The sequence below is a fragment of the Arthrobacter glycogeni genome (assembly GCF_054510815.1).
In genome coordinates this window covers 42408-48407 of the sequence record NZ_JBTNDV010000020.1, presented here as the reverse complement: position 1 = coordinate 48407, position 6000 = coordinate 42408, and the positions used below count along the sequence as shown (strand labels likewise).

Annotated in this window: 5 protein-coding genes and 1 riboswitch; of the genes, 2 read left to right on the top strand and 3 right to left on the bottom strand. The window is 60.0% G+C overall.

Features of this window, described 5'->3' with window-relative positions:
- Positions 1–204 precede the first annotated feature (204 nt).
- Complete coding sequence (locus ACX80G_RS16655) at positions 205–708, bottom strand: hypothetical protein (RefSeq protein ID WP_459309097.1); 504 nt, start codon at positions 706–708, stop codon at positions 205–207.
- Between the two features lie 1058 nt (positions 709–1766).
- On the opposite strand from ACX80G_RS16655, the gene ACX80G_RS16650 reads away from it, so the two are divergent.
- Both ACX80G_RS16650 and ACX80G_RS16645 read left to right on the top strand, forming a co-directional pair.
- Entirely contained in the window at positions 1767–2267 is a 501-nt protein-coding gene (locus ACX80G_RS16650; RefSeq protein WP_459309096.1) for a hypothetical protein, read from the top strand.
- A gap of 222 nt (positions 2268–2489) precedes the next feature.
- Positions 2490–3080, top strand: a complete 591-nt coding sequence (locus ACX80G_RS16645; protein WP_459309095.1) for a hypothetical protein — start codon at positions 2490–2492, stop codon at positions 3078–3080.
- A 20-nt stretch (positions 3081–3100) separates the two neighbouring features.
- Here ACX80G_RS16645 and ACX80G_RS16640 read toward each other — a convergent pair whose 3' ends face one another.
- Entirely contained in the window at positions 3101–4468 is a 1368-nt protein-coding gene (locus tag ACX80G_RS16640; RefSeq protein ID WP_459309093.1) for an LLM class flavin-dependent oxidoreductase, read from the bottom strand.
- A gap of 7 nt (positions 4469–4475) precedes the next feature.
- Complete coding sequence (locus ACX80G_RS16635; RefSeq protein WP_459309092.1) at positions 4476–5813, bottom strand: MFS transporter; 1338 nt, start codon at positions 5811–5813, stop codon at positions 4476–4478.
- Between the two features lie 39 nt (positions 5814–5852).
- Positions 5853–5967, bottom strand: a riboswitch (SAM riboswitch).
- Positions 5968–6000: the final 33 nt, after the last annotated feature.

The following is a 6000-nucleotide window of genomic DNA, read 5'->3' as shown; positions in this document are numbered from 1 at the left end:
TGATGGTGGATTCAAGCTGGCCAAGACGATGCATGCCCGGACCCTTTCTTCTTGCAGTAAACCGAAACCGTACCGTTAGGATCCAATCCTACCGTGCATAGTAGATCCCGCCCACGAGTGGTTGTGGTGCCTGCAAGCCGATGCCCTGAGCGCGACCCTCTGCCGGACTCTCCACCGAACGAGTGCCTTGAGCACGTCTAGGGTTCAAATATTTGCGGCGAGCATGGCGCGGCCGCGATTGAGGATTGTGGTGATGCAGGAGCGTTCTTGCCGGGTGAAAGATGGTCTGTAGTGCTCGCCATCGGGCGTGGTGCTTGCTAGGTTGTTGCCGAAAAAGAGCTTGTCATGGCAATTGGAGGCTTCTGTTCCGTCGTCATTCAGGGATACGCCCAAACTGCGAGCTATGTCGTTGAATAGGTTCCAGCCGTTGAGTATCTGCGCGCAGATTGCATCTGTTGCCGGAAGGTCCAGCAGTTGCTCTAGTCCATCAAGGTTGAGTGGCTCATCGTCACCCTGTTCCAGGATCAGGCCGCAGCGATGCGCCACCATTGCGACCCCCTCCCCAACAGCACCAGACACAATTTTCCCGTTACTAACAAGTACGCAATCGGTATCGGTCTCACGATCGTCGGTTCCGTCGTCCGTCTGCCACACGAGGGCGACTATCTGGCCGCGGAAGTGGATCCGGTACTCGTAGGAGATCATCACTTTCGGATACTACTCGTAAGCCCATGCTTTTCAGCTCACTAGAGTCGGGCAACGCCGCAGCACGCTGGTGTCTATGTGTCCCATGAAGGTTTGCATCGGTGACGTAATCGATCCAGCCACACGACTGGACCGAAGGTGCCCCTCCGAGCACCGTCACCCTCGGCGGCTTCTGGTGGATCCCGGTGCCACCCCGCCCGGGTGGTGAACCGCTCCGTATCCGCCATCGCGGCCTCGTACTCGGTGCGGTCGAACACCATTATCTGGGGCAAGAGCAGCGTTGGATCATAGGCCCCGGGGTCCTCGTCGTCTTCGCCAGCCCAATGTGGTTGCCTCCAAATGACTGTGTCAGCATCGAAGTCGAGAGATACAGCAAGATTGCCGTCCCGGTCGCCGAACACGCCGCGATACTCGCCCACCCACCGGAATACTGTTGCACGCGAGAAGCGGCGTGCAAACGGAGAAACACACGCGCAACCAGGCCACTCAGTGTGGCGCGACACGCCCGTTAGCTGGTTCCTGCACGGAAAATCGCTATCAACATGTCATTTCCGATCAACAGGATTCGTCGTACTATCGACCGGCTTCGGAACGCTTTGGCTACTGGCAGACGGAGGATTTCCGTGGCGGATCAGTGAGGGCGTTCGTTGGATTCGGCTGACAGAAGTCACGCGAAGATGCATCTCTCGCCGCCCACGAAAGGCAGCGAGCTTTGGCTGGGATGTGGTCGGGAAAATCTTTCTCTGCTAGCCCCACCCGGGCCGTAAACCGATTCCATGGGCTCTCCACCTCGGCCTGTTACTCGTCCTCAGTTACACGGGCCAGGGCATCAGAGGTGACCCCACCTGAGCCGACGGCGAAGTGGTCCGAAACGAAAACGCGGGTCTCATCCATCGGCCCATTGAGCCAGGCATTGCCATAGCAAAGGGCTGCACCCGTTTGTTCCCCATTCAGAGATTCTGGTTCTACGTCCGCCCTGGTAACCACGAGCAATAGCCAAAGGCTACAGCTGCTCATTCGGCGATCCCCCACCGCTCTGCCACCTCGCTTAGTATGGCCGCATGGGGACCGTCTTGGATAAGCGACAACGGCATATTGTTCCGATCGTGGCGGTCGGCGTTCTGATCACCGCAGCGTACGCGTTGATCGGCGCACTACAGATTCTCGTCTGGAACCCCATGGCGGCCGTTCCGGGTATGAGCCTCCAAGAGATCAATACTGCTATGTCGTCTGCGAACGAACAGCTAGTGGAAGCCCCGGTTTATATGTGGGCACTGACCGGTCCGATCCTCGCGCTTATCGTCGGTGCCTTCGCTATCGTCAAATACCCTGACTTGCCGTGGATGATTAGCCGGTTCTTCCTGATCATCGTCATGCTCGGGATGCCTGCCTACTTCTTTGCCTCTTTTAATCCTGAAATGAGCATCGCTGACGCGTTCGCCACCTCAGGCGGAGACCATGCCCCCTGGAGCAATATTCTCTACGCCATGAGCCTCCTCTCATTGATCCTCCTACTGGTCACCGCTACACGGAAGGATCAGCCCCATCGGAAGGCTGCCTAGTTGTAGTCCGCCTTGCATGCTTCGATCGAGTATTAGACGAAACCCCCAAACCTGCTCAGGATCGGCGCTGACGAGGCGATACGCACCTTCCCCGCCCGAGGAAATGCCGGGGAAGGTAGCCCAACCGCTGCAGCCACATCATGGATCGACAGGCTTCTCTGGCACCCGAACCGATGGTTGAATCACCCTTACTTCGGGAGTCCGCAGTAGTTACGCTGAGGCATGGACGATATCGGACGCGCCAAGGTGGGCAAATGGGAGAAGATTCAATATATGGTCCTGATTGGCATCTTCTTTCCGGCCTACCTGATCTGGGGTGTGCTCGAGGGCCTCGGCATCAGCTTCTGGGCCAGAACCGGGTTTACCCTCTTCATCTACTTTGGTCTGTTGTATCTCCTCGGGCGACCCGCTGGGGCCGAACGCCGACGACGACTTCAGACCGAGTCGGATCGCGGGATTTTCGACTGCTCCATCCGCTTCGCCAATGCCCTGCCCGGCTCGTTGCGGGACCTGTGGGATGACGGCGTCGCACAGCAAACGGGACAGGGAATGGATTTCCAGACTCAAATGGGTGATCTGCAGCCTGCGCCAGCCGGCCGCAAACGGACCTACGTCATTCTGGACATCCTGGACCGGGTTGAGCCGATCAGGAAACCACGGGTCTGGCGTCGCGGGTGGGCTGTTGCCGTCCTGCAAACCGATAAGGGAATGATGCATCTCGCAGCGGATGAGGACGCGCTGGCACGTCTAGAAGAGGCCCTGTCGACGTCGACCGAGGACAGGCCTCAGCCCGGCGACTCGTCGAATCGATGACAACACCAATTATGCCCAGCTCATCCTTGGCGGAAGCGGGCGCCGTAATGGTCATCGGCCAGGCGGGGCCCCTCTCCGAGAATGATTTCTCGGAGAGTGGTCCCGGGTTGCGGGGCCTCCGGCAACAGTCCCCGTCGGCGCAATTCGGGTGAGACAAGGCGCACGAATTCTTCCAGATCTGCTGGACGCACTGCGTTCGACAAGTTGAACCCGTCAACGTCGCCCTCATCCATCCACCGTTCCAGCTCGTCGACGACAGTCGATGGGGAGCCCGTAATGACCGGGCCCCGTCCCCCGATGGCCACAAAGTGCGCCAGCTCGCGGACCGTCCACACCCGGGACGGATCCAGCTTGGTAAAGGCGGCCAATGCGGATTGGTTTCCCTCGGTTTGCACGTACTCCAGGGTGCTATCCAGGTCGGCTGTGCTGAGATCCACACCGGTCCAGCCAGCAAAAAGAGCTAGCGCGGCCTGCGGATCAATGTAGCGGGTGTAGTCGTCCAACCGCGCCGTAGCGGATTCTTCCGTTTCCGCCACAATGACCGTTGCCATCGCGAAGATCTTCACAGAGTCCCGCGCGCGACCCTGGGCAGCAAGCGCTGCACGAATGCCGTCCACCCATTTGCGTGTCAGCTCGGTGGAGTAGCCGCTGAAGAAGATCGCCTCGGCGTGGTTCGCAGCAAAGGCCTGTCCCCGGGGCGAAGCTCCGGCTTGAAACAACAAGGGCGTGCGCTGAGGTGATGGCTCGGTGAGGGCAGGCCCAGGAACGGTGAAATGTTCACCCATGTGGCCGATGCCTCGCACCTTCGCGGGGTCAACAAAGACGTTGGCTGCCTTGTCTGCCCTGACCGCATCATCATCAGCCGAGCCTTCCCACAGCTTGTAGACCACGTCCATGTACTCCTCAGCGCGGTCATACCGTTGGTCGTGCGGAATTTGTTCGGTGAATCCAAGATTCTGGGCGGCGGAGTCCTGATAGGACGTGACGATGTTCCATGCCACCCGCCCGTTGGTGAGATGGTCGAGGGTGCTGAATTTTCGCGCCAACAGGTAGGGCTGTTCGTAGGTGAGGGATGCGGTGACTCCGAAGCCGATGTGGCTGGTGGCCGCCGCCAAAGCGCTCACGATCAGCAGTGGGTCCAGCATCGGGTATTGCACTCCGCCACGAACAGCTTCATCAGCGTTCCCGGCGTAGATGTCATACTGTCCCAGAATATCGGCGAAGAAGATGCCGTGGAAGCCTCCCTCTTCCAGCGTCGTAGCCAGGGAGGTCCAATAGGTGAGCTCGTTGTACCGGCGGCTTTGATCCTCAGGATGTCTCCACAGACCAGGCGACTGGTGAACTGGGACTAGCATTTCAAAGGCGTTGAGCAGGATGGACTTCGTCACTGTTCTCCTAGAAAGTATCGGGGGTTGACTTGTCTTTGGCGTAAGCACGGGCCGGGTCCTTCGCGGCAAAGGCGGCAATAGCGGACAGCGCCGCCAGCAGGGTCAGATACCCGCAGATCAGCCAGGGCTGACCGCCACCACCATTGAGGAGAGCCGCCGCGATGAACGGCGTGAGACCTCCTGAGAGGACTGTGCCCACCTGATAGCCGAACGACACTCCGCTGTAGCGCAGATGCAACGGGAACTGCTCCGCAAACCACGCCGCCTGCGGGCCATAAATAGAATCGTGCAGGACGTTCATTCCCAGAATCATCACCAGCGGCAGCAGGACGAGCGGTCCATGATCGAGGAACCAGAACAGCGGCCACACAAAAATGCCGATACCAATCGTGCCCGCTATGGCGATGGGCCGCCTGCCGTAACGGTCGGAGAGCCACCCCCAGAACGGACCCGAGATCAGTCCTACCGCGGAGCCGACCAGGACCGCGGTCAGTCCCGACGTCGTATCGTCCCGGCGGGAACTGATGTATCCGAGGAGGTACACGGTGAGCACCACAAACAGTGCCGGTTGAGCCAGCCGGAGACCAATAGCCACCAGCAGGCTACGACGGTGATATCTCAGCACCTCGGCAATGGGGGCCTTCGCGGTGTTGTTCTCCGCCGTGAGCTGCTGAAACTGGGGTGCGTCCTCAACACCAAGCCGGATGACCAACCCAATGATCACCAGTACAGCGCTGGCCAGGAAAGGGATCCGCCATCCGAAGGATTGAAACTGCTCGGCAGTCATGGCCAGCTGGGTGAGGGCGAAGGCGCTGGTGGCCAGCAGCATGCCCGCGGCGGAACCGACCTGGGTGAAGCTGCCGAAGAACCCGCGGAGGTGTCGTGGAGCGTGTTCGACCGAGAGCAGGGCCGAGCCTCCCCATTCGGCGCCGGCCGATAGCCCTTGCAAGAGGCGGAGCGCCACCAGCCCGACGACGGCGAAGCTGCCAATACTGTCGTAGTTGGGTAGGAGACCAATGCCCGTTGAGGCAACTCCCATGGTGAGCAGGGACGCCACCAGCAGGGCTTTGCGCCCGATCCGGTCACCGAGATGGCCTGCCAGGATCCCGCCCACCGGTCGCGCGAAGAAGCCCACGGCGAAGGTGGCGAATGATGCCAGGACGCCAGCGAGTGCCGAGGACTGCGGGAAGAACTGGGTGTTGAAAATCAGCGCCGCGGCCGTTCCATACAGGTAGAAGTCGTACCACTCGATGGTGGTGCCAACAAAGGCGGAACTGAGGACACGCTTCTTGTCACGGATGCGGATTGCGGGTGTGGGCACCGCAACGGATTCGACGACGGACATGGAACAACCCCTTGCACATCAGGCGCAACCGGTTCAGCGACGCCATACTTGCCCGTGCGGTTCCGCATCGGGCCGAATCATCACCTGGGGCACCCCGCTACAGCGGGAGGGTTGCCGCCCGACAAACCAGGGTTTTGCGTCGGGGCTCTTGATTCTGCTTTCGAGACTATGGTCTGACGCCGCTGCT

Excerpts from the sequence above, each read along its gene's own strand:
- ACX80G_RS16650 (WP_459309096.1), top strand. The coding sequence starts at position 1,767 with ATGGGGACCGTCTTGGATAAGCGACAACGGCATATTGTTCCGATCGTG.
- ACX80G_RS16645 (WP_459309095.1), top strand. The coding sequence starts at position 2,490 with ATGGACGATATCGGACGCGCCAAGGTGGGCAAATGGGAGAAGATTCAA.
- ACX80G_RS16635 (WP_459309092.1), bottom strand. The coding sequence starts at position 5,813 with ATGTCCGTCGTCGAATCCGTTGCGGTGCCCACACCCGCAATCCGCATC.